At 67.5% G+C, this 19,479-nt stretch carries 17 protein-coding genes; 14 read left to right on the plus strand and 3 right to left on the minus strand.

Going from position 1 to position 19,479, the window contains the following annotated elements:
* The first annotated feature begins 45 nt into the window (after window positions 1-45).
* On the plus strand, window positions 46-798 hold the full coding sequence (locus AC1RMY_RS02800) for a bestrophin-like domain (protein WP_492862415.1): 753 nt from the start codon (window positions 46-48) through the stop codon (window positions 796-798).
* 18 nt (window positions 799-816) lie between these two features.
* On the opposite strand, the gene AC1RMY_RS02805 is transcribed toward AC1RMY_RS02800, so the two are convergent.
* Entirely contained in the window at window positions 817-2,016 is a 1,200-nt protein-coding gene (locus tag AC1RMY_RS02805; RefSeq protein ID WP_492862416.1) for a pyridoxal-phosphate-dependent aminotransferase family protein, read from the minus strand.
* 155 nt (window positions 2,017-2,171) lie between these two features.
* Here AC1RMY_RS02805 and AC1RMY_RS02810 point away from each other — a divergent pair, with 155 nt between their 5' ends.
* The 13 genes from AC1RMY_RS02810 (at window position 2,172) to AC1RMY_RS02870 (ending at window position 17,132) form a co-directional block, all read left to right on the plus strand.
* Entirely contained in the window at window positions 2,172-2,894 is a 723-nt protein-coding gene (locus tag AC1RMY_RS02810) for a GntR family transcriptional regulator (protein WP_492862417.1), read from the plus strand.
* Between the two features lie 130 nt (window positions 2,895-3,024).
* Window positions 3,025-4,008: a Bug family tripartite tricarboxylate transporter substrate binding protein gene (locus tag AC1RMY_RS02815; RefSeq protein WP_492862418.1), complete on the plus strand. Its 984-nt coding sequence runs from the start codon at window positions 3,025-3,027 to the stop codon at window positions 4,006-4,008.
* 156 nt (window positions 4,009-4,164) lie between these two features.
* Window positions 4,165-4,665 carry a tripartite tricarboxylate transporter TctB family protein gene (locus tag AC1RMY_RS02820; protein WP_492862419.1) on the plus strand — a complete coding sequence of 167 codons (501 nt, stop codon included), beginning with the start codon at window positions 4,165-4,167 and terminating at the stop codon, window positions 4,663-4,665.
* A 9-nt stretch (window positions 4,666-4,674) separates the two neighbouring features.
* A complete protein-coding gene (locus AC1RMY_RS02825; RefSeq protein WP_492862420.1) occupies window positions 4,675-6,198 on the plus strand; it encodes a tripartite tricarboxylate transporter permease in 1,524 nt (507 codons plus the stop codon).
* A 148-nt stretch (window positions 6,199-6,346) separates the two neighbouring features.
* Complete coding sequence (locus AC1RMY_RS02830; RefSeq protein WP_492862421.1) at window positions 6,347-9,358, plus strand: FAD-binding and (Fe-S)-binding domain-containing protein; 3,012 nt, start codon at window positions 6,347-6,349, stop codon at window positions 9,356-9,358.
* Window positions 9,359-9,438: 80 nt separating this feature from the next.
* Window positions 9,439-10,623, plus strand: coding sequence for a CaiB/BaiF CoA transferase family protein (locus AC1RMY_RS02835; protein ID WP_492862422.1), 1,185 nt, complete (start codon window positions 9,439-9,441; stop codon window positions 10,621-10,623).
* Window positions 10,620-11,537: an NAD(P)-dependent oxidoreductase gene (locus AC1RMY_RS02840; RefSeq protein ID WP_492862423.1), complete on the plus strand. Its 918-nt coding sequence runs from the start codon at window positions 10,620-10,622 to the stop codon at window positions 11,535-11,537. The genes AC1RMY_RS02835 and AC1RMY_RS02840 overlap by 4 nt, the downstream gene beginning before the upstream one ends.
* A complete protein-coding gene (locus AC1RMY_RS02845; protein ID WP_492862424.1) occupies window positions 11,534-12,442 on the plus strand; it encodes an amidohydrolase family protein in 909 nt (302 codons plus the stop codon). Before AC1RMY_RS02840 ends, AC1RMY_RS02845 begins: the two co-directional genes overlap by 4 nt.
* A gap of 125 nt (window positions 12,443-12,567) precedes the next feature.
* Window positions 12,568-13,935, plus strand: coding sequence for an ABC1 kinase family protein (locus AC1RMY_RS02850; protein ID WP_492862425.1), 1,368 nt, complete (start codon window positions 12,568-12,570; stop codon window positions 13,933-13,935).
* A 112-nt stretch (window positions 13,936-14,047) separates the two neighbouring features.
* Window positions 14,048-14,548: a 5-(carboxyamino)imidazole ribonucleotide mutase gene (purE, locus tag AC1RMY_RS02855; protein ID WP_492862426.1), complete on the plus strand. Its 501-nt coding sequence runs from the start codon at window positions 14,048-14,050 to the stop codon at window positions 14,546-14,548.
* Window positions 14,545-15,645 (plus strand): 5-(carboxyamino)imidazole ribonucleotide synthase, encoded by a 1,101-nt coding sequence (locus AC1RMY_RS02860; protein WP_492862427.1) that lies wholly within the window; start codon window positions 14,545-14,547, stop codon window positions 15,643-15,645. Before purE ends, AC1RMY_RS02860 begins: the two co-directional genes overlap by 4 nt.
* A 167-nt stretch (window positions 15,646-15,812) precedes the next feature.
* Window positions 15,813-16,046 (plus strand): 30S ribosomal protein S21, encoded by a 234-nt coding sequence (gene rpsU / locus AC1RMY_RS02865; RefSeq protein ID WP_054140900.1) that lies wholly within the window; start codon window positions 15,813-15,815, stop codon window positions 16,044-16,046.
* Window positions 16,047-16,283: 237 nt separating this feature from the next.
* Window positions 16,284-17,132, plus strand: coding sequence for a tetratricopeptide repeat protein (locus AC1RMY_RS02870; RefSeq protein WP_492862428.1), 849 nt, complete (start codon window positions 16,284-16,286; stop codon window positions 17,130-17,132).
* A 5-nt stretch (window positions 17,133-17,137) separates the two neighbouring features.
* Here the strand turns inward: AC1RMY_RS02870 and AC1RMY_RS02875 are convergent, their stop codons facing one another.
* Together AC1RMY_RS02875 and AC1RMY_RS02880 are read right to left on the minus strand one after the other, a co-directional pair.
* A complete protein-coding gene (locus AC1RMY_RS02875) occupies window positions 17,138-17,977 on the minus strand; it encodes an alpha/beta hydrolase (RefSeq protein WP_492862429.1) in 840 nt (279 codons plus the stop codon).
* A 91-nt stretch (window positions 17,978-18,068) separates the two neighbouring features.
* A complete protein-coding gene (locus AC1RMY_RS02880) occupies window positions 18,069-19,475 on the minus strand; it encodes an NAD(P)(+) transhydrogenase (Re/Si-specific) subunit beta (RefSeq protein WP_492862430.1) in 1,407 nt (468 codons plus the stop codon).
* Window positions 19,476-19,479: the final 4 nt, after the last annotated feature.

A 19,479-nucleotide genomic window follows, 5' to 3' on the forward strand; every position in this document is an offset into this window, starting at 1 on the left:
TCTCCGGCTTCGCCTCATTCGGCTTGCAACGATCAGGTTTTCGCCATGAGCCCCATCGGTGTCGGCGCCATCGCCTTCCTTTGCGTGTTCGGCGGAGCGCTTCTTGGCATGCATCTGCGCTCGCGCCTGCCCGATCACCATCTCGGCCAGGAATCGCGCGATGCGATCAAGCTCGCGACGGCGATCATCGGCACGCTCTCCGCGCTCGCGCTCGGCCTCCTGATCGCCTCGGCCAAGCGCACCTTCGACGAAGCCAGCGCCGACCGGCGGACATCGTCGGCGCGAGTCGTCCTGCTCGACCGCGTGCTGGCGCAGTACGGCCCGCAGACCGCTGAACTGCGTGGCAAGCTCAAGTCGATCATGCAGGCGCGGCTGAAGGCCGAGCAGGAGTTGGCCGGCGGCGACCTCTCGCTGAATGACGGGCTCGATATCGAGGCGGCGCAGGACCGGCTGAGGAATCTGGTGCCGCAAACCGAAGCGCAGCGTTTGCTGCAGCAGCGCGCGATTCAGCTCAGTGGCGATCTCGCCGAGGCGCGATGGATTCGGACGGAAAGCGAGGTCGGGGGATTCCCGACCCCCTTCCTGGCCGTGCTGATCATGTGGTTCACGCTGCTCTTCGCCTCGTTCGGCCTGCTCGCGCCGGGCAATGGCACGGTCGTCGCGACGTTGCTCGTCTGCGCCTTGTCGGTCAGCGCGGCGCTGGTGCTGATCATCGACATGGACCATCCCCATCTCGGCTTCATCCGCGTTTCGGATGAACCGCTGCGCTGGGCGCTGGAGCGGCTCGGCCGGCCCTGACGGCACCTGGGACTTCGCTCAGGCGACGGCAGTCCTCGGCAGATTGGCCTCGCTGCGGCCCTCGAAGGCTGCCATCGCGGCCTGGACGCCGCCGCTGCGATGGGGGACGCCCGCCGCTGCCAACCCCATCTCGACGCCCGAGAGCGCGCCCAGCAGCGCAAGCTCGTTGCATTCGCCGAGATGGCCGATGCGGAAGACCTTGCCGGCGACCTTGCCGAGGCCGGAACCGAGCGAGATGTTGTATTTTTCCAGCGTGATCCTGCGGTAGCGATCGGCGTCATGGCTCGGCGGCATCAGCACCGCCGTCAGCACCGGCGAATGCTCGGCCGGGTTCTGGCAGAGCACTTCCAGCCCCCAGGCTTCGACGGCGGCGCGGCAGGCGGCGGCCAGGCGCTGGTGGCGGGCGAAGACGTTATCGAGTCCCTCCTCCTGCAGCATGGCGAGCGCTTCCTTGAGCCCGTAGAGCAGGTTCGTCGCCGGCGTGTAGGGGAAGAAGCCGCCGGCGTTGATCTTCACCATCTCCTGCCAGTCCCAATAGGAGCGTGGCAGGCTGTTGGCCTTCGAGGCGGCCATGGCCTTCTGCGAGATCGCATTGAAGCTCAGGCCCGGCGGGAGCATCAGCCCCTTCTGCGAGCCGGAGACGGTGACGTCGACCTGCCATTCGTCGTGGCGGTAATCGACCGAGGCGAGCGAGGAGATGGTGTCGACCATGAACAGGGCCGGGTGGCCAGCGGCATCGATTGCCTTGCGGATCTCGGCGATGCGGCTGGTCGAGCCGGTCGAGGTCTCGTTATGGACGACCATGACGGCCTTGATCGCGCGGGCCTTGTCGTCGGTCAGCCTGGCCTCGATCGCGGCCGGGTCGGCGCCGCGGCGCCAGTCGCCGGGGATGAACTCGACATTGATGCCGAAGCGGGTGGCGATCTGCTTCCAAAGCGTGGCGAAATGGCCGGTCTCGGCCATCAGCACGGTGTCGCCGGGCGAAAGTGTGTTGACGATGGCGGCTTCCCAGGCGCCCGTCCCGGATGCCGGGTAGATCACCACCGGCTGTTGCGTCTTGAAGACGGCCTTGCAGCCGTTCAGCACATGTTTGCCGAGGGCGGCGAACTCGGCGCTGCGATGGTCGATGATCGGCATCGCGATGGCGCGCAGGATGCGATCGGGAATCGGGCTCGGGCCCGGGATATGCAGGAAATGCCGGCCCTGTTGCGCGCTCATGCTGATCCTCCCTCGGCATCCTGGCGCAGTCCGTGCCGCACCTTCATGGTTGTCGCAAAATTGCATTCATTTTTGGCTTTGGCAATCGAGCGATCGAGCGCATAATTGTGACGATGGCGCTCGACAGGGCTATCTTGCTGAACTAGCGATGATTCATGGCGAGCACGGTTCTGGACAGGCAGGGCGACGACGACGCGGGAGCGGTTGCCTCCCTGCCGGGCGAGGCTGCGCGCGCGCCTGCCTCCCTGCACGACGAATTGCTGGCTGCGCTGCGCGACTACATCGTCGAGGGCAATCTCGAGGATGGCGCGCGCGTTCCCGAGCGGCTGCTCTGCGACCGCTTCGGGATTTCGCGCACGCCCCTGCGTGAGGCGCTCAAGGTGCTGGCTGCCGAGGGGCTGATCGACCTGCTGCCCAATCGTGGCGCGCGGGTGCGTGTCCTCAGCGCCGAGGATCTGCGCGAATTGTTCGACGTAATGGGCGGGCTCGAGGCGCTGGCGGGCCGTTTGGCCTGCGAGCGCATCAGCGACGAGGAGGTCGCCGAGATCGAACGGGTACATCACGAGATGTACCGTTTCTATCTGCGCCGCGACATGCACGGCTATTTCCAGTGCAATCAGGAAATCCATCGCATGATCGTCGAGGCAGCCGGCAACGCCGCGCTGAAGGCGACCTATGCGAGCTTCGCCGGGCGCATTCGCCGCGTGCGCTATTCGGCCAATCTCGCAACCGATCGCGACCGCTGGGGCGAGGCGATGCGCGAGCATGAGGCAATCCTGGACGCGCTGCGCCGCCGGGCCGGCAGCGAACTCAGCGACATCCTGTTCATTCACCTGCGCAACAAGCGCAAGGCCGCGCAGGCGGGAGTCGCGCGCTAGTCTCACGCGCTATGGTCTGCCAAAGGTCGTCATTTCGACGCGTTCTCATTTTCAGATTGAATGCAAAATTATTTGCTTCTAGGCTCTCCCCACGACGCCGTTAGAGCGCGATCCAAGGGAGGTGACCTGCATGACGAAGCATTGGCTTGCTGCATCCGCATTCCTGCTGGCCGGCGCGACGCCGGTCTTCGCCTGGGAGCCGACCAAGGCGATCGAGATCATCGTGCCGTTCTCGGCCGGTGGAGCCTCCGACCAGATGGCCCGCACGATCCAGGGCGCCATCCAGAAGCACAAGCTGACCGCGCAGCCGATCATCGTCGTCAACAAGCCCGCCGCCGGCGGCGCCGAGGGCATGCTCGAGATCCAGAAATCGGCGGGCGACCCCCATAAGCTGATCACCACCTCGAGCGGCCTCTACATGACGCCGATGGCCACCAAGCTGCCGCTGAACTGGACCGACTACACGCCGATCGCGATGATGGCGCAGGATAGCTTCGTCCTCTGGGTCAACGCCAAGGCGCCGTACCAGAACGCCGGCGACCTGATGGCGGCGGCGAAGACGGCTTCACCACCGATGAAGATCGGCGGCACCTCGTCGAAGCGCGAGGACAATCTGATCGTCTTCGCCATGGAGAAGGCAGGCGACACGAAGTTCGCCTATATTCCGCACACCAGCGGCGGCCAGGCCTCGACCCAGCTTTCGGGCGGACACATCGAGGCCTCGACCAACAACCCGGCCGAGGACGTCGCGAACTGGCGCGGCGGCGCGACCCGGCCGCTATGCGTCTTCTCGGACAAGCTGATGGGCTACACCGAGAAGGTCGCGGACGGGAAATCCTGGGCCGACATCCCGACCTGCCCATCGCAGGGGCTGAACGTCACCTACCAGATGCTGCGCGGCATGTTCATGCCCGGCAAGGTCACCAAGGAACAGCAGGCCTTCTATGTCGAGCTGTTCAAGAAGGTTGCCGAGACGCCGGAGTGGAAGGACTACCTCGCCCGCAGTGCGCTCGTGCCTGATTACCGGGACGGCGAGGCCTTCCTCGCCTTTCTCAAGGAGGACGAGGCCAAGCATGCCAAGCTGATGAGCGACGCGGGCTTCATGGCCAAGTGAGCGGTTGCGCCATCGGCCCTGCCGCTTCTCGTGCCGTCATTCCGGGCGCAGCGAAGCGGAGACCCGGAATCCATTGGAGGGCGCTGAACCCGACGATGGATTCCGGATCGGCGCCGCTTCGCGGCTTGTCCGAAATGACAGCGCGGGAGATGAAGAATGTCCGACCTGACTGACGTGCCTGCCCCGCCAGGCCTCTCCCGTCGCCCCGTCGAGCGCATCGTCGCGGCGATCCTGATCGGGCTCGCGCTGGTGGTGCTCTATGATTCCTACGGGCGCGGCGCCGGCTGGGACAATGGTCCGCAGAACGGCTTCTTCCCCGCCCGCGTCGGCTGGCTCTTCCTGGCGGCCTCGCTGTTCATCCTGGTACAGTCCTTCCGGTCACCCGCGGAGGGCGTCTTCGTTACCTATGAGCAGCTCCGGCAGGTCGTGCGGGTGCTCGGCCCGCTCGTCCTGTTCGTGACGCTGATCCAGCCGCTCGGACTCTATGTCGCCTCGGCGATCTTCATCGTTGTGTTCATGGGCATCGTCGCGACCTCGCGCTGGTATGCGATCGCGCTGACGGCCGTGCTCGTGCCGCTGGCCTGCTTCTGGGTCTTCGAAATCCAGTTCCGCGTGCCGCTGCCCAAAGGCCCTCTCGAAATCGCGCTCGGCTACTGAGGTCTCCCGATGGATGATTTCTCCTCGCTGATGGCGGGCTTCCAGGTCGCCTTGTCCTGGCAGAACATCGGCTTCATGGCGATCGGCGTGGTGCTCGGCATCGTCGTGGGCGTGCTGCCGGGGCTCGGCGGGCCGAACGGCGTCGCGATCCTGCTGCCGCTGACCTTCGGCATGGACCCGACCTCGGCGATCATCCTGCTCTCCTCGATCTATTGGGGCGCGCTGTTCGGCGGCGCGATCACCTCGATCCTGTTCAACATCCCCGGCGAGGCCTGGTCGGTCGCCACGACCTTCGACGGTTACCCGATGGCGGTGCAAGGCAGGGCGGCGGAAGCGCTGACGGCGGCCTTCACGGCCTCCTTCATCGGTGCGATCTCCGGGGTCATCCTGATCACCTTCGTCGCGCCGCTGGTCGCCTCCTTTGCGCTGCGGTTTGGGCCGGCGGAGTTCTTCGCCGTCTTCCTTTTGACCTTCTGCTCCTTCATCGGCATGGGGCGCGACAACCGCTCCAAGATCCTGGCTTCGCTGTGCATCGGCTTCCTGCTGGCGGCCGTCGGGCTCGATTCGATCTCGGGCGATCTGCGCATGACCTTCGGCTCGCTCGAATTGATGCGCGGCTTCGATTTCCTCATCGTGGTGATCGGCCTGTTCGGCGTCAGCGAAATCCTCCTGACGGTCGAGGAAGGGCTGGTCTTCAAGGGCAAGCAGGCGCGGATCGATCTCAAGGTCGTGCTGCGGACCTGGGCCGGGCTGCCGCGCTACTGGGCGACGCTGCTGCGCTCGGCTGTGGTCGGGATGTGGATGGGGGTGACGCCGGGCGGGGCCATCGCCGCCTCCTTCATGGGCTATGGCCTCGCCAAGCGCTTCTCGAAGCGCGGCAGGAACTTCGGCAAGGGCGAGATCGAGGGCGTGCTGGCGCCCGAGACGGCGGCGCATGCGGCGGGCACCGCTGCGCTCCTGCCGATGCTGGCGCTCGGCATTCCGGGTTCCGCGACGGCGGCCGTGCTGCTCGGCGGGCTTCTGGTCTGGGGGCTGCAGCCGGGGCCGCTGCTCTTCGTCGAGCAGAAGGAGTTCGTCTGGGGGCTGATCGCCTCGATGTATCTCGGCAATGTCGCGGGGCTCGTCATCGTGCTCGCGACCGTGCCGCTCTTCGCCGCGATCATGCGGGTGCCGTTTTCGTATGTCGCGCCGGTGATCCTGATCGTCTGCGCGATCGGCGCCTACACGATCTCGAATTCGATCTTCGATATCTGGCTGATGCTGCTGTTCGGCGTCGTCGGCTATGTCTTCAAGAAGCTGGATTACCCGCTGGCGCCGCTGGTGCTGGCGCTGGTGCTGGGGGACCGGGCGGAGGATGCGTTCCGGCAGGCGCTGCTCGGCTCGGCCGGCTCGCTCAACGTGTTCTGGGCGAACGGGCTCGTCGGCACCCTCGTCGTGCTCGCCATGCTGCTGCTGCTCTGGGGGCCGGTGTCCGATCTGATCGGCGCGGGGGCGCGGCGTGACCGGGCGGAGAAGCCCGCGGCGGCGGAATAGCGTCGATGGTCCTGGCATATGAACCACAGCGTCATCCCGGGCTTGCCCCGGGATCCATCGTAGAGCGCAGCTCCCTCCGATGGATCCCGGATCTCCGCTTCGCTGCGTCCGGGATGACGGTGCGGATGTGGATCGGAACTGTGATACGATGAACCAGGCCGCGCTCACAAAATCCCATGCCCGCAATCTCGGGCTCGAACGCCGTCTGGCTCAGGCCCTGGAGGGCGAGGTCCGTTTCGACGCCTTCACGCGCGGGCGCTATGCGACGGATGCCTCGATCTACCAGATCATCCCGCAGGGCGTCGCCTTTCCGAAGTCGGAAGCCGATATCGCCGCGGCTTTGACGATCGCCGCCGAGCACGGCGTGCCGGTCATCGCGCGCGGCGGCGGCACTTCGCAGAACGGTCAGCCGATCGGCGATGCGCTGATCCTCGACATGAGTCGGCACTTCAATGGCATCCGCGCCTATGACCCGGCGGCGCGCACCGTTTCGGTGGCACCGGGCCTCGTGCTGGAGGCGCTGAACGCGCATGTGAAGAAGGACGGGCTGTTCTTCCCGGTCGAGCCCTCGACGGCAAGCCGCTGCACGCTCGGCGGCATGGCCGGCAACAATTCGTCGGGCGCGCGCTCGCTGGCTTATGGCAAGATGGTCGACAACGTCATCGCCATGAAGGCGATGTTCCATGACGGCGAGGCGTTTGCGCTCGGCGAGGGGCCGGTCGGCGACAATGCCTCGGCCCGCGCGCGAGACCTGATGACGCGGATGTTGGCGCTGGCGGACGGGCACCGCGCCGAGATCGAGGCGATCTTCCCCAAGGTGCAGCGGCGCGTCGGCGGCTACAATCTCGACGAGCTCCTGCCTGCCCGTCCCAATCTCTCGCATCTGCTGGTCGGGTCGGAAGGTACGCTGGCGATCACCACCGAGGCGACGCTGAAGCTCTCGCCCCTGCCGCAACATCGCGTCATGGGCGTCTGCCATTTCCCGAGCTTCCGTGCCGCGATGGAGACGACGCGGCATATCGTGGGGCTCGGGCCGGTCGCGGTCGAGCTCGTCGACAACAATGTGCTGGTGCTGGGCGCCGACATCCCGCTCTTCGTGCGCACGCTCGCCGACATCACCAGGGGCCAGCCGAACTGCCTGCTGCTGGTCGAGTTCGCCGGCGACGACCTCGATGCGCTGAAGCGCGATCTCAAGCGGCTCGACCAGTGCATGGCCGATCATGGCTTTGCCGATTCCGTCGTCGAAGTGGTCGAACCCGCACGACAGAAGCCGGTCTGGGAGGTGCGTGAGGCCTGCCTCAACATCATGATGTCGATGAAGGGGGACGGGAAGCCGGTCTCCTTCATCGAGGATTGCGCGGTCCCGCTCGAACATCTCGCGGATTATACCGACGCGGTCACCGCGCTGTTCGAGCGGCATGGCACGCGCGGCACCTGGTATGCCCATGCCTCGGTCGGCTGCCTGCATGTCCGGCCGATCCTGAACATGAAGGACGAGGCTGGCGTCAGGGCGATGCGCGGCATCGCCGAAGAGGCCTGCGAGCTGGTGCGTCGCTTCAAGGGCTCGTTCTCGGGCGAGCATGGCGACGGCATCTCGCGCTCGGAATTCGTCGAGCCGATGTTCGGGGGGCCGCTGACGCGCGCCTTCGAGGCGGTGAAGGACGGTTTCGATCCGGGCAACCGGCTGAATCCCGGCAAGATCGTGCGACCGCTGCGCATGGATGACCGCAGCTTGCTGCGCTTCGCGCCGGGCTATGCGACGCCTGTCCCCGCAGAGACGGCGCTCGACTGGTCCGACTGGGGCGGGTTCGGCGGCGCGGTCGAGATGTGCAACAACAACGGCACCTGCCGGAAGATGTCCGGCGGGACGATGTGCCCATCCTGGCGCGCGACGCAGGACGAGACGCATGTGACGCGCGGGCGGGCGAACTCCTTGCGGCTCGCGATCTCCGGCCAGCTCGGCCCGGACGCCTTCACCTCGCCGGAGATGAAGGAGACGCTCGACCTCTGCGTCTCCTGCAAGGGCTGCAAGCGCGACTGCCCGACCGGCGTCGATATGGCCCGGATGAAGATCGAGTTCCTGAGCCATTACCATGCAAAGCACGGCCTGCCGCTGAAGGAGCGGCTGATCGCCTTCCTGCCGCGCTATGCGCCGTGGGCCGCGAGGCTCGCCCCGCTGATGAATTTGCGCGACCGCATCCCGCTGCTGGCGCGGCTGAGCGAACGGCTTCTCGGCTTCAGCGCGCGGCGCTCGCTGCCGGTCTGGCGCAGGCCGTGGCGGCAGGCGAACGCGCCGGCGAGGGTTGCCGATGTGAAGGGCGACGGGCGCGACGTCGTGCTCTTCGGCGACAGCTTCAACCGCTATTTCGAGCGCGAGAATCTGGAGGCCGCCGAGCGTGTGCTGGCGGCGGGTGGCTACCGGCTGCACCGGGCCGAGGCTGCGGATGGCGGCCGGCCGCTCTGCTGCGGGCGCACCTTCCTCTCGGCGGGGCTCGTCGACGAAGCCCGCGCCGAGGCGCGGCGCACGCTCGACGCACTCGCCCCTTTCGTCGCCAAAGGGGCCCGCATCGTTGGGCTGGAGCCGTCCTGCCTGCTGACCTTCCGCGACGAGTTCGCCGCGATGCTGCCCAAGGCGGAGGTCGAGCCGGTGGCCGGCGCCGCCTTCCTGCTCGAGGAACTGCTGGCGGCGGATCTGAAGACGGGCGCGACCACTCTCCCATTCAAGGATCAGGGCGCGCGCGTCGCGCATCTCCACGGCCATTGCCACCAGAAAGCCTTTGCCGCGATGGGGGCCGTCGAGGCGGTGCTGCGCGCGGTGCCGGGCCTCGAGGTCAGGCCAATCGAATCGAGCTGCTGCGGCATGTCGGGCGCCTTCGGCTATGGCGCGCAGACGATCGACGTGTCGATGGCGATGGCGGAGCTCTCCCTGCTGCCGGCGGTGCGCAAGGCCGGGGCCGGCGATCTGATCGTTGCCGATGGTACGAGCTGCCGCCACCAGATCCATGACGGAGCGCAGCGCGAGGCGCTGCATGTCGTGCGCGTGCTCGAGATGGCTCTGGCGGACCCGACACTCGCCGACATGGCTCTCGCGCATGCGCCTCCCGCGCCCAACGGCATGGCGCCCGGCGACCCGGCACGGGATGATCGCTCCGGCGCGTGAACACGATCGCGACCGACATCAGAGAGGCCGGGCAGGGCGATCAGCTCCTGCAACCAGCCCGATCAGGGAGGATACGAACCATGGCGCTGCCGCTCGAAGGCATCAGGGTGCTCGACATCTCACAGGTCATGGCCGGGCCGTTCTGCTGCATGCTGCTGGCGGATATGGGCGCCGACGTCATCAAGATCGAGCCGCCCGGCACAGGCGATTCGACCCGGCAGTCGATGGGGTTCCGGCTCAAGGGGGTCGACAGCCCAGGCTTCCTGGCGCTGAACCGCAACAAGCGTAGCATCGCGCTCGACCTCAAGCAGGATGCCGATCGCGAGGTGCTCTACGCGCTGGTGAAAACGGCCGACGTCCTGATCGAGAATGCCCGTCCCGGCGTCGCGGCCCGGCTCGGGATGGATTATCCGAGGCTGAGGACACTCAATCCGCGATTGATCTATGCCAGCATTTCCGGCTTCGGCCAGACCGGCCCCTGGTCGCAGCGGCCGGGCTTCGACCTGATCGCGCAGGCGGTCTCGGGCGTGCTCAGCTCGAACGGGCTTCCCGGCCAGGAGCCGGCGAAGAATTCGATCCCCGTCGCCGATCTCGGCGCCGGGCTCTTCACCGCCTATGCGGTGCTGAGCGCGGTGATCGGCCGGCAGAATTCCGGCGAGGGGCAGTTCGTCGATGCTTCGCTGTTCGAGGCGGCACTGGCGCTCTCGGTCTGGGAGACGACCGAACTCTGGGGCACGGGCAAGACGCCGGAGCCGATCGGCTCGGCCAACCGGATGTCGGCGCCCTATCAGGCGGTCGAGGCCTCGGATGGCTGGTTCGTGATCGGCGCGGCCAATCAGGGCCTGTGGCTCAAGCTCATCAAGGTGCTCGGCCGCGAGGAGTTGCAACTGGACGAGCGCTTCTCGACCAACGCCGCTCGCCTCACCAACCGCCTCGCCCTGATCGCGGCGATGGCGCCGAGCTTCGCGAGCCGGACAAGGCAGGAATGGATCGACGGGCTGCTGGCGGCCGGCGTGCCGGCGGCGCCGATCCTCGACTATGCGCAGGCCGTGGTCAGCGAGCAGGCGGTGGCGCGCGAGATGGTGCAGATGGTGCCTCACCCGGCCGAGGGCACGTTCAAGGCGCTCGGCTTCCCGGTCAAGCTCAGCGCCACGCCGCAGCAGATGCGCATGCCGCCGCCCTTGCTCGACGAGCATGGCGAGGAGCTGCGACGCGAGCTGGTCGAGCTCGGTCTGCTGGCGCTCGAGGCAGGAGCGGGCGCATGAACGCGACCGCCAGCCGCCCCCGCATCGGCTTCATCGGCATCGGGATCATGGGCGAGGCGATGGTGCGCCGGCTGCTCGATCTCGGCTATCCCGTCACGGTCTGGAATTTGGAGCCTGAGCGGCTGGCGACGGTGGTTCCGCATGGCGCGGCAGTGGCCGAGACACCTGCTGCCGTCGCGGCCGCGAGCGACATCGTCATGCTCTGCGTGCTGCATATGGCTGCGGTCGAGCGCTGCATCCTCGCCGAGGACGGCGTGGCGGCGGCCGGTGCGGGACCGGCGCTGGTGATCGATTTCTCGACGGCCGATCCGGAGGGCACGCGCGCCGTTGCCGCGAAGCTGAAGGCGCTTACCGGCGCCGGCTGGATCGATGCGCCCGTCTCGGGCGGGCCGCAGCTTGCCCGCAGCGGCGGGATGACCGTGATGGCCGGCGGTTCGCCGGAGGATTTCGACAAGGCGAGGCCGATCCTCGAACAGATGTCCGGCAACCTCACTCTGATGGGGCCGGTCGGCGCCGGGCAGACGACGAAGATCATCAACCAGGCGATCGTCGGCACCGGCTATGTCGTGATGGCGGAAGCGCTGATCCTGGCCGAGGCGGCCGGCATCGATGCGGCACGCCTGCCGCAGTGCCTGGCCGGCGGACATGCGGATTCGAGCCTGTTGCAGCGCCTATATCCGCAGATGCAGCAGCGAGCCTTCGAGCCGCCGTCGTCCTATGCGAGGCAATTGCTGAAAGATCTGAAAGCGGTCTCTGCCTTCGCGCAGGGGCTAGGCCTCGACCTCAAGGTCATCGAGCAGGGCGTGAAGCGGTACGGCGACTTTGTCGCGCTCGGCCATGAGATGTCGGATTCGGCGGCCGTGGTCAGGCTCTACGAGCACGACGCCGCGAAGCGCGGCGAGGTGCGGTCATGAGCGAGTTGCCGCAGCGCCCGCGGGCGGTGATCGACGCGCATCACCATGTCTGGGACCTTGCCAACGACCAGCCCTGGCTGAAGCATGAGCGCGTGCCCTTCCGCTATGGCGACTACTCGGCGATCTGCCGCGACTACATGCCGGCCGACTACCGCGCGGACACGGCCGGCTGGCCGGTCGTAGCTTCTGTCTATGTCGAGGCGGAATGGGCGCGGGACAAGGCGGCCGAGGAAAGCCGCTGGGTCGCGGCGGTCTCGCAGGCGGAAGGGCTGCCCTCCGTCGTCGTCGCCTGGTGCGACCTCGCGGTGCCGGGGGCGGCGGCGCTGCTCTCCTCCCATTCCTCCGTGCCGATCGTCCGAGGCGTCAGGCACAAGCCCACTGCTGCGGCGACGCCCGGCGAGGCGAAGCGCGGCGCGCCGGGCTCGATGGATGATCCGCGCTGGCGCGAGGGCTACGCGCTGCTGCAGCGGCATGGCCTATCCTACGACCTGCAGACGCCCTGGTGGCATCTCGACGCCGCCGCTGACCTCGCCCGGGATTTTCCGGCGACGCCGCTGATCGTCAACCACACCGGCCTGCCGGCCGATCGTGCGCCCGAGGCGCTCGCCGCCTGGCGGCGGGCGCTGGGCAAGGCCGCGGCGCAGCCGAATGTCGCGATCAAGATCTCCGGCATCGGCCTGCCCGGCCAGCCCTGGACGGTGGCGAACAACGGTCCGGTCATTCGCGACGCCATCGCGATCTTCGGCACCGACCGGGCGATGTTCGCCAGCAATTTCCCGGTGGACGGCCTCGTCGGCGATTTCGACACGATCTTCTCCGGCTTCCTCGAGGCGACGGCGATGTTTCCGGAAGCCGATCGCGACAAGCTCTTCCACGACAATGCGAGGCGCATCTACAGGATGTGAGGGGCGGCGGCGCCGCGTCGCACGGCGTCATAGGGACGGCGCGCCGCATTGGTGTCTCGCGCGGCGCATCCTACATGTGGTGCGACCCGTTCCGAAAGCGCCAAGCCTTCGAAAGTGCCCCGCCCATGTCCGAACGCGATACCGAAGCCAACCGCTTTTCCGCCCGCGCGGCGCGCTATGCCCGCGTCGGGGCCAATGTCGGCGGGGTCGCGGCGCGGATTGCCGGCACGCGGCTGTTCGGGCTCGACGGACGCAACGCCTCCAATGCCGAGGCCTTGGCCAAGGCGCTGGGCGGGCTGAAGGGTCCGATCATGAAGGTGGCGCAGCTCGTCGCCACCATCCCCGATGTCGTGCCGCCGGAATATGCCGCCGAGCTGCAGAAGCTGCAGTCGCAGGCGCCGCCGATGGGCGCGGCCTTCGTCAAGCGCCGGATGATGGCGGAACTCGGGGCCAATTGGCGCGAGCGCTTCGGCGAGTTCGACCTGAAGCCTGCGGCGGCGGCCTCGTTGGGCCAAGTGCATCGCGCGACGACCACGGATGGCGCGGCGCTCGCCTGCAAGCTGCAATATCCTGACATGGAATCGGCGGTCGAGGCGGACATCGCCCAGCTCGACATCCTGTTCGCGCTGCACCGGCGCATGGAGCCGGTCATCGACACCACCGAGATCGCCAAGGAGATCGGCGCGCGGGTCCGCGAGGAACTCGACTACCAGCGCGAGGGCAAGCATATCGCGCTCTATCGCGAGATGCTGGCCCAGACCCCCGAAGTGCGCGTGCCGGCGCTGGAGGCCTCGCTCTCGACGCGGCGGCTGCTGACCATGCGCTGGCTCGAGGGCGACGGCATCCTGACCCACAAGCAGGACGACCAGCAGGCGCGCGACCGGATCTCGACGGCGATGTTCAAGGCCTGGTGGCGGCCCTTCAGCCATCACGGCGTCATCCATGGCGACCCGCATCTCGGGAACTACACCGTCTTTTCAGAGGGCGACGCGCCGGCCGGCATCAACCTGCTCGACTATGGCTGCATCCGTATCTTTCCGCCTTCCTTCGTGGGCGGGGTGGTCGATCTCTATCGTGGCCTGCTGGAAGGAGACTCAGCCCGCGTCGTCCATGCCTACGAGACCTGGGGCTTCAAGGGGCTGACCAAGGACCTCGTCGACACCCTGAACATCTGGGCCCGCTTCATCTACGGGCCGCTGCTGGAGGATCGCAGGCGGCGCATCGCGGAAGGGGTGAGCCCGTCCGAATACGGCCGGCGCGAGGCCTTCCGGGTGCATCAGGCGCTCAAGCAGAAGGGGCCGGTGACGGTGCCGCGCGAATTCGTCTTCATGGACCGGGCCGCGATCGGGCTCGGCGGCGTCTTCCTGCATCTCGACGCGGAGCTGAACTTCCACCGCCTGTTCGAGGCGGAGATCGAGGGGTTCAAGGTCGAGACGATCGCAACGGATCAGGCCTCGGCGATGGCGCGTGCAGGGCTGGTGGCGAGCGGCTGAGCCATTTTCCGGCCGATTCCGGCTTGGGAATCCGATTCGGCGCTTGCCTGTGCGGCATCGGGCGGTCTAGATCGCGCGCTTCCTCCCCAGCGTTCCGGAAGCGCTCCCTGCCATGGCTACCACGTCTTCGCCCGTCGCCATCATCATGGGCAGCCAGTCCGATTGGGCGACCATGCGCCATGCCGCCGAGACGCTTGATGCGCTCGGCATCGGCCATGACGACCGCATCGTCTCCGCCCATCGCACGCCGCAGCGCATGGTCGATTTCGCGACCGGCGCCAAGGCCGAGGGTTTCAAGGTGGTGATCGCCGGCGCCGGCGGCGCAGCCCATCTGCCGGGCATGACCGCGTCCCTGACGCCGCTGCCGGTCTTCGGCGTTCCCGTCGAATCCAAGGCGCTCTCCGGCCAGGACAGCCTGCTCTCGATCGTGCAGATGCCGGCCGGCATCCCGGTCGGCACGCTCGCCATCGGCCGGGCCGGCGCCGTCAATGCGGCCCTGCTGGCGGCGGCCGTTCTGGCGCTTTCGGACGAGGCCTTGGCGGAGCGCCTCGATGCCTATCGCGCCCGCCAGAGCGCAGCCATCACCGATCGCCCCGTGAAGGACGAAGCGTGAGCAGGCCGGCTTTCGAGGGTCTCGCGCCCGGGGCCGTCCTCGGCATCCTCGGCGGTGGCCAGCTCGCCCGCATGATCGCGCTCGCCGCGGCCGATCTCGGCATCGCCAGCCACATCTTCGCTCCGGAGCTGGAGAACCCGGCCTTCGACGTCGCGGCGGCCCGCACCGTCGCGGCCTATGAGGACGAGGAGGCGCTCGCCAGCTTTGCCGCGGCCGTCGATGTCGTGACCTACGAGTTCGAGAACGTACCGGCCGCGACGGCGGCCTTCCTCGCGGCGCGCAAGCCGCTGCATCCCGGCGCGCGCGCCTTGGCGGTGACGCAGGACCGGCTGAGCGAGAAGAAGTTCGTCGCCAATCTCGACCTGGCCGTGGCGCCGTTCCGTGCCGTCGACTCGCTGGCCGATCTCGAGATCGCGGTGACAGCGCTCGGCCGGCCGAGCGTGCTGAAGACGCGGCGTTTTGGCTATGACGGCAAGGGGCAGGTCAAGATCCTGCCGGGCACGGACCTCGCGGAGGCTTATCAGGCGATCGGCCGCTCGCCGGCAGTGCTCGAAGGCTTCGTCACCTTCGTGCGCGAGGTCTCGGTGGTCGCGGCGCGCGGGGCCGATGGCTCCTTTGCCGCCTTCGACCTCTGCGAGAACGAGCATCGCGACCATATCCTCGCCTTCACCCGCATCCCGGCGCAGGTTTCGGCCGGGACGGAAGCCGCGGCGATCGAGGCCGCGCGCAAGATCGGGGCGGCGCTCGGTTATATCGGCGTCTTCGCGGTCGAGATGTTTGTCGTCGGCGAGGGAGCTGCCGAGCGCGTCGTCGTCAACGAGATCGCACCGCGCGTGCATAATTCCGGCCACTGGACCAGCGAGGGGGCGCAGACCTCGCAGTTTCACCAGCATGTCCGCGCCGTCTGTGGCTTTCCGCTCGGCTCGGCTGAGCGGCGCGGCCGCGTCGAGATGGAGAACCTGATCGGCGACGCCGCGCTGCGCTGGCGCGATCTGCTGGCCGAACCCGGCGCACATCTGCATCTCTACGGCAAGCGCGAGGCGCGGGCCGGCCGCAAGATGGGCCATGTCACGCGGGTTTGGCCGGAGGGCCGCTGACCCCCGGCGGACGCCCGACATCGAGGCTTTATTTTCAGCGCCTTTTCGGGCGTTACAGCGTGGACAGGCAGGTTGAATTCTGTTATCCGCACGATCCTCCGGGCGATCTGCGTCGCAGTGTCGCCGACCCGACCTTTTAGGCCAACCCGCTAAAGACGGACAATCACGTGCAGGTTCTCGTTCGCGACAACAATGTCGATCAGGCTCTCCGCGCTCTCAAGAAGAAGCTGCAGCGCGAGGGCGTTTTCCGCGAGATGAAGCTCCGCGGCCATTACGAGAAGCCCTCCGAGAAGAAGGCACGCGAGAAGGCCGAGGCGGTGCGCCGCGCACGCAAGCTGCAGCGCAAGAAGCTCCAGCGCGAAGGCCTGCTGCCGGCGCCGGTGAAGCCGAAGCGCCCCTGATTTTTGGTCGCTGCGGCAGCGTTCGCGCTGCTTCGTGACATCGCAAGGCCCGACTGCGCCTGGAGCCTGCTCCGGGCGCAGTTGCTTTTTCCGCGGCGTTAACCAAACCTTTGGCACAAAGCGGGCGTTCTCTACATCGGGGCGCTGTCGGTTGGGGGAGCGCGATGATGCGGCGTCGGTCCGGTTTCGGGCGGCGCTGCAGATGAAGCACGGAACCAGACCGATGGGACAAAGCACATGATGCGTGGCAGGAACTGGCTGGCGGCGGCGGGCATGGCGCTCGCGCTTGCGGGCTGCGACACCGTTTCGAGCATGTCGGGGCAGTCTGTCGCGGAGCTCGACACGGCCTCGGCGGCCGAGGCCAGCGTCAATATCGGCTCGCTCTCGGAAGTGGTCAGCCGCAATCCCAACGATCCCGGCGCCTACAATACGCGCGGCGCGGCCTATGCTCGCGTCGGCCGCTATTCGGACGCGATCGCCGATTTCACCAAGGCGGTGCAGCTCGATCCCAATCTCGGCTCGGCCTACACGAATCGCGGGCTCGCGCTGCGCCAGACCGGCCGCAACGATGCGGCGCTGGCGGATTTCAACCGCGCCACCACGGCCTCGCCGAACTATGCCCCGGCTTATATCGCCCGCGCCAATCTGCTGCGCGCCCAGGGCAACAGCCAGCAGGCGCTGGCGGATCTCAACACCGCGATCCGGCTCAATCCGGAATCGGCCGAGGCCTTCCATGCGCGCGGGCTGGTCTACCAGAAGGAAGGCCAGCACCAGTACGCGATCTCGGATTTCGATTCGGTGATCGACCGCAATCCTTACAACGCACCGCCCTATATCGCGCGCGGCCAGAGCCTGAATGCAGTCGGCAAATATGATGCGGCGCTCGAGGACTTCACGGCAGCGTTGAACGTCGACAACCGCAATGCCGATGCCTGGGCCGGTCGCGGCTTCGCGCAGGAGAAGCTCGGCCAGCGCTCGGAAGCCGCGCAGAGCTATCAGCGCGCGCTGGGCCTCGACGGCAACAATGCGGTCGCCCGCGCCGGGCAGGGCCGGCTGGGCGGCGGCGGCGGGCTGTTCCGCAGCTGAGGCAGCTACTCGACGGTGCGGGCTTCGGCGCCCTTGAGTGTGCCGCCGGCGACCTCGGTGAGGAAGCGCCTGACCTCCGGCAGCGAGCCATGGGCCGGCAGATCCTCATGGCGGCCCTGCGGAAAGCGCAGGAAGCGCTTAGGGGCATTGGCGAGGCCGTAGAGCGCTTCGCCCTGAGCGAAGGGGATGACGCCGTCGCGCGCCCCATGCAGCACCAGCAGCGGTGCGCGCACGCGGCCGATCACTGCCTGCGACTCGAACTGATCCAGCATCAGCAGGCGAATCGGCACATAGGGGTAGATGCCCTGCGCCACCGAGGCGGTCGAGAGATAGGGCGCCTCCAGAATGACGGCTGCCAGCGGCGCTTCGGCCGCGAGCTTCAGCACGACGCCGGTGCCGAGCGATTCGCCATAGCCGATCAGTTGGGAGGCGCCGAAGCGCTCCGCTGCTGCGCCATAGGCCGCGCGGGCGTCGAGATGCAAGCCCTCTTCGGTCGGCGTGCCGGTCGAGCCGCCATAGCCGCGATAGCTGACTGCGAAGAGGCCGGTGCCGTCCTCGGTCAGGGCCTTGAAACGGCCGAGACGGCCCGCTCCGCCGAGATTGCCGGCATTGCCATGGAAGTAGAGCAGCACCGGCTTGCCCGAGCGCGGCGGCACGACCCAGGCGACCAGGCGCTCGCCATCGGCCGTGGTCAGCGTGACCTCCTCCGCGCCGGGCAGCCCCGCCTGCGCGATGTCTACGCGGGCGGGGTTGCGCGGGAAGACCAAATCGCGCTGCCGCAGATAGAGCATCGCGAGCACGGCGAGATAGGCGCAGGCCGCGGCGGTGAGGCCGAATCTCAGCACTTGCAGGATCATCACAGCGCGCCGTTCGAAACGAAAAGGGCCGGCGATCAAGCCGGCCCTTTGCAGCGATGTGATGACAGAATGAACAGGCTCAGTGCGCCATCGCCTTGACGATCTCGTCGGTGACCTTCTTGGCGTCGCCGAAGAGCATCATGGTGTTGGGGCGGAAGAACAGCTCGTTCTCGACGCCGGCATAGCCCGCCGCCATGCCGCGCTTGATGAAGAGCACGGTCTTGGCCTTCTCGACGTCGAGGATCGGCATGCCGTAGATCGGCGAGGACTTGTCGGTCTTGGCGGCCGGGTTCGTCACGTCGTTGGCGCCGATGACGAAGGCGACGTCGGCCTGGCCGAACTCCGAGTTGATGTCCTCGAGCTCGAAGACCTCGTCATAGGGCACATTGGCCTCGGCGAGCAGCACGTTCATGTGGCCGGGCATGCGGCCTGCGACCGGGTGGATCGCGTACTTGACCTCCACGCCTTCCTTCTTCAGCAGGTCGGCCATCTCGCGCAGGGTGTGCTGGGCCTGCGCCACCGCCATGCCGTAACCCGGCACGATGATGACCTTGCCGGCGTTCTTCATGATGTAGGCGGCATCGTCCGACGAGCCCTGCTTCACGGGCCTCGCCTCGACCGCGCCACCGGCGCCGGCCGTGGCATCGTCGCCGCCGAAGCCGCCGAGGATGACGGAGATGAAGCTCCGGTTCATCGCCTTGCACATGATGTAGGACAGGATCGCGCCGGACGAGCCGACCAGCGCGCCGGTGATGATCAGCGCCATGTTGCCGAGCGTGAAGCCGATGCCGGCCGCGGCCCAACCCGAATAGGAGTTGAGCATCGAGACCACGACCGGCATGTCGGCGCCGCCGATCGGAATGATCAGCAGCACGCCGAGCGCGAAGGAGACCAGCACGATCAGCCAGAAGACCAGATGGCTTTCGGTCTTCAGGAAGACCAGCAGCAGCACGACGAGCGCGATGCCGAGGCCGATATTGATGCCATGGCGCTGCGGCAGCATGATCGGCTTGCCGCTCATGCGTCCGTCGAGCTTGAGGAAGGCGATGATCGAGCCGGTGAAGGTGATCGCGCCGATCGCGACGCCGAGGCCCATCTCGAACAGGCTCGCACCCTTGATCTGGCCGACATTGCCGATGCCGAAGGCGCTCGGCGCATAGAGCGCGGCCGCCGCCACCAGCACTGCGGCCAGGCCGACCAGCGAGTGGAAGAAGGCGACGAGCTGCGGCATCTGCGTCATCTGCACGCGCTTGGCCATATAAGCGCCGATGCCGCCGCCGATGCCGATGCCGGCCACGACCAGGAGCCAGCCCGAGAAGCCGGCCGGCGGGAAGAAGATGATGGTGGTGGCGATGGCGATGCCCATGCCGACCATGCCGTAGAGATTGCCCTGGCGCGAGGTGGTCGGATGCGACAGGCCCCGCAGGGCCATGATGAACAGGACGCCAGAGACGACGTAGAGAAGGGCGGAGAGATTCGCGGCCATCGGC

It is taken from the genome of Allobosea sp. GW822-FHT03F07 (assembly GCF_058801345.1).